General features: G+C 67.5%; 2 protein-coding genes. Both read right to left on the bottom strand.

Annotated features, from left to right (window positions below; all coding sequences use genetic code 11):
• Window positions 1–1,348 precede the first annotated feature (1,348 nt).
• Window positions 1,349–2,683, bottom strand: a complete 1,335-nt coding sequence (locus ACTUAL_RS16155) for a DUF4041 domain-containing protein (RefSeq protein ID WP_440900840.1) — start codon at window positions 2,681–2,683, stop codon at window positions 1,349–1,351.
• A 113-nt stretch (window positions 2,684–2,796) separates the two neighbouring features.
• Window positions 2,797–3,804 carry a hypothetical protein gene (locus ACTUAL_RS16150; RefSeq protein ID WP_440900839.1) on the bottom strand — a complete coding sequence of 336 codons (1,008 nt, stop codon included), beginning with the start codon at window positions 3,802–3,804 and terminating at the stop codon, window positions 2,797–2,799.
• Window positions 3,805–4,050: the final 246 nt, after the last annotated feature.

Here is a 4,050-nt window from a genome sequence, read left to right as displayed (position 1 = left end):
TCGCCACCTGGGGCGCATCCGCACAGTGAGTCGCCCCCGGCCCGGGTGACGCGGAGACGACCGCTGCGGAGCGCGGCCACGCCGTCTCAGTAGCCGACCGCCATGCGGAGCGTGGCAGTGACCGATCGGTTGCCTGGCCGGCTGGATCACTCGTCTTCGTCGTCCTCGAAGTCGCTGTAACTGGCACTTCACGAGCAACACGCCCTCCAGGGGGGTCCAGCCGTCCGGTAGGGCGTGCACCTCGAAGGAAGTTCCCAGGACGTCGGCGATCGGCCGGCGTGAGTCGTCGCTCATGTAGACACGGTGCCCGCCAGGAAGCGACGTTGACCTCTCGGCACGCGTCGCAGCGCCCCGCGCTTCAGCTGGGGATCGCCTGTTAAGGCACATCTATGCTCAAGAGCCGACCGGGCCTTGCTCCCGGCGGCGCGGGAGGACAACGTCAGCGCATGCGTGCGCGCCCGGGGCTGTCGTCAAGTCAAGCGTTGCGGACTGTAAGGAGGCATCACGGTGCAGCCATATAGGCGACCGAGCGGGCGAAACACCGCAATCTTGGGACTACTCCTCGTGTGCGCGGCAGTGGCAATCTTTGTGTTCGATGACCTCACGGCGTCGACGGGCCTGAGGGGGTTGGGGCCCGTTTGGCTGAGCGCAAGCGTCATGGTTGTTTTCGGGGTGTCTGCGGTGGCTTGGGGAATGCGCAACAGGAAGTAGTTCGCGCAGAGCAAGATCGCGGCCCGGAGGGCGATCCCATTGTGCCGCAATCGTCCTCAGGGGATCCTCGCTGGCTGTGCCGCCCTTGACGGCAGGTCCGCCCGGGCTGCGAGCCGCCGGGTCGTCTTCGGCGCTGCGGGTACAGAGTGACCCACATGGATCAAAGACAGTTCAGGGTGCTCGTCGTCCTCGGCGTACTGGCCGTGGTGATGGGCATCTTCATTCTGGCCGGGGATCCCGGTCGGGTTACTGCGAGCGGGCGCTCGGGCTGGCTGGTCGGCCCTCTGTGTCTAGGCGCCGGCATTATCGTCACCGTCGGGGCTGTCATCCGCAGACGACGCTGAGACGGCTTCCCGGCCGGCGCTAACGGCAGACGGACGCGTTAGGAGCCGCGGTCCCACTCACCGACCGGCTGCCGGGACGCTGCGCGGCCGCTCGAGGACGTCCACCGCGACGCGGTTTGGCTGTGCCGCAGGGGATCGGCTGCTGGCACTGCAGAGGCCCTGGACGGCGTCGCCGGCCGTAGCGCGCATCGTCCGCCGGAACTGCCTGCGAGACGGCTCAGCCGCTGGCCAGCGCTTGTCAAGACGTCGCCGTCCCGTCCCCCGGCTGACTTCTGGCGCCTTCAGGGCGATGTTCAGGCGAGTTTGGGCCAGCCGCTGCGGCTCTGGTGGTACTCCGGCGCCTCCGCCTCGGCCACGAATTCCAGAAGCCCGCCGCCGTCAACCTGCGTCCTCAGTTCCTCTCGGACTTCGTCCGGCGTTGCAAAGAAAAACTCCCTGCGCTCGTTCACGCGATTGAGGCGCCGGTCGGCGAACTTGGCATGAAGGGCAGACTCCAGGGCAATCGCGTCGTCGCTGAAGAAGAGCGCGTGCACGTCGTACAGGAACGGGACGCTGGCATCGCCGAGCTCACGAATGCGGTCGCGCGGTTCTAACCGGCGCGTCATCCCGATTTTGACGACGCCAGGTCCGAAAGCCCCGAGGTTACTAATCACGTAAACGTACCCGGCGCGAATGTTGGCAATCCGGTAGTCGTTGCGTTCGATCGCGGCACCGATGTCCGTCAGCCGCTGCTGCAATTCCGCGGCGGCAGCCACGTCGCCCCGCTCTTGGAGAGCGACCAACGCTGACTCGTAGTGCGCGCGCTCTTTCTCGAGCTTCTCCCGTTCGGCGGCGAGCTCCTGCTCGGCACGTCGCTGATCCCGGAGCTGTTCCCGCTCTTCTCGTGCCCGTTCCCGCTCTTCCCGCACCTTCATCTGGTAGTCACCCGTGAGCTCCAGCTCTTCCACACGCAGGGCGTGGTAGTCAGGGTTGATGCGAAGGTCGATTATCGCGCCGAGCTTCTCGATCTGGGTCACCGCAGTACTGAGTCGTCTAATGGCCAAGGCGAGGTTGCCCGACCTCATCGAGCGCACACAGTTCTCCGCCTCGGCGTTATAGGCACGCAGCATGAGCGTGCTCAGGTCGTGCACAAGCTTGCGGCCCTTCGCCGGGCTGCCGTTGAAGGTGAAGGACTCATCGGCCATCACGGCGCGCCCGTCCCGCACGGCCGCGGTGATCTTCGCACTGACGTCCGCCAGCCGTTCCTGATAGTGGGCGGCGTGCTCAAGGGGGTGGTGGTACCGGTAGACACCCGCCTCCTCCAGCGCGTTGGCATCCAACGCGACTCCGGCACGCAGGTCCCGAAGGTCGTCCTCGAGCTGTCTAATTCGTCGGTGCGCTCTGAACTGCTCCGCGCTCCCCTCGACATCCACGTCCCGCCGGGAGCCAGCCTCTGTGCCGATAACGGGCTCGGCAGCATGCTCAGCGTGGCGCTGCCCGAACGAGGTGGGCTTATCGCCTGAGGCATCCCGATGCTGGGCGTTACCGGCATTGACTGGGGCAGGTGTCGTCGCCGGCGATTGCTGCCCGCCGCCGGTGGCCTCGCCTGCCAGCCTGTCGTGCCCCTCGCTGAGCGAGTCGTCGGGCACGAAGAGCTGCCACCCCTCTGGCAGCGTCGGCCAGGACGGGTCCGGCTTCCACCCCGCCGGCGGCAGCCAGCCAGGAGGAGGTGTCGGCCAGCCGGGCGGCGGGTTGAACCGAGTCACGACGAGCGTCGCCGGACACCGCGGGTGGTGTCCGCCGGCACGAGGTCCCGCGGCGACTTCGACATCGCCGCGCCCATGTGCTCCAGAGTCGCTGCCGGGACCACGTTGCTCAGGTCGAAAGTGGTGAAAGTTTCGCGCTCCGCTCCGACAACCAACAGTGGGATGAACTCCTCCCGACCGGTAGCCGGAACCACAGCACGTGTGCCCACGGTCAGCGCGATGGAGTGGATGCGGCCCGCGCGGTCAGCCTCGAAGACCTCGTGCAAGGTCCGAAGCCCGACTTGCCAGACGGCGTTGGCGTAACGCTCTTTCTGCTCCTTTTGCGGCAGAGCGGTCTCCGTGACTTCGTTCTTCGCCTTGACGTAGCGGAAGGCCTTCGTGGTAGGCACCGTGCCGGGTTCCGGCACGCTCACCTCCAGCGTCAGCTCTCGAGTACTGATGTCGAAGGAGTGGCTGTGCTGCACCGGGAAGGTGTCCGGGTAGGCGCTGTTCGAAAGCACGATGCCGACGTACTCCTGGATCGCCGCTTCCACGTCGAAGGCAAGCTCGTTGATGAATCGGTCCAGCTCGGCGTTCTGAGCCGCCGCCTCCGCCTCCCTCTGGCGGCACGCGTCTTCGTAGGCCCGCTGAGCGGCCGCAAGCGCTGCCAGCCGGTCCTGCTCGGCACGCTCCCTGGCTTCCACCGCGTCGGCGTGGGAGCGGCGCATGTTGTCGTTGTGCGCCTGCCAACGCGCCACCTCCTCCTGGTGGCGTGTCTGCGCGGCGGCGGCGCGCTCGTCGTGCTTTTTGGCGCTGGTGAGAAGCCCCTTCCGCTGCGGGGCGGGCGGCGCCGGCGCCGGCGGCAACTGAAGCGGCGGCACCGGCGCGCTTGGCTGAGCCAGTGACCCCGCTTCGAAGGGCGGATGCTCGACCGCCGTGACCCGCAGCTCTTCAAGGTCGACATAGTCATCCACGCCGAAGGTCGCCGACAGCAACGTATCGATGTCCTCGTAGACGGCTTCCACCTCCGCCGTGAGGGCCGCGGCCTCCGCCTCACAAGCCATCACCAGAAGGCGGAGAGCCTCCTTATCCGCTGCCCGGCGCTCCTTTTCCGAGGCGGTAGCGGCTGACTTGCGCGCGCGCTCCGCCTCACGCTCCGCCCGCGCCGCGGCCTGTTCCGCCTCCCGCCGAGCACGGGCCCGAGCCGTGGGCGGCCCCCGGGCTGGCTGGACGTGTCCCCCCTGTGCACCCTAGTACTGACGGGTGAGTTT

It is taken from the genome of Actinosynnema sp., assembly GCF_052038725.1.
Note: the sequence above shows the minus strand (reverse complement) of the source record. Positions and strands in the feature narration are given on the sequence as shown.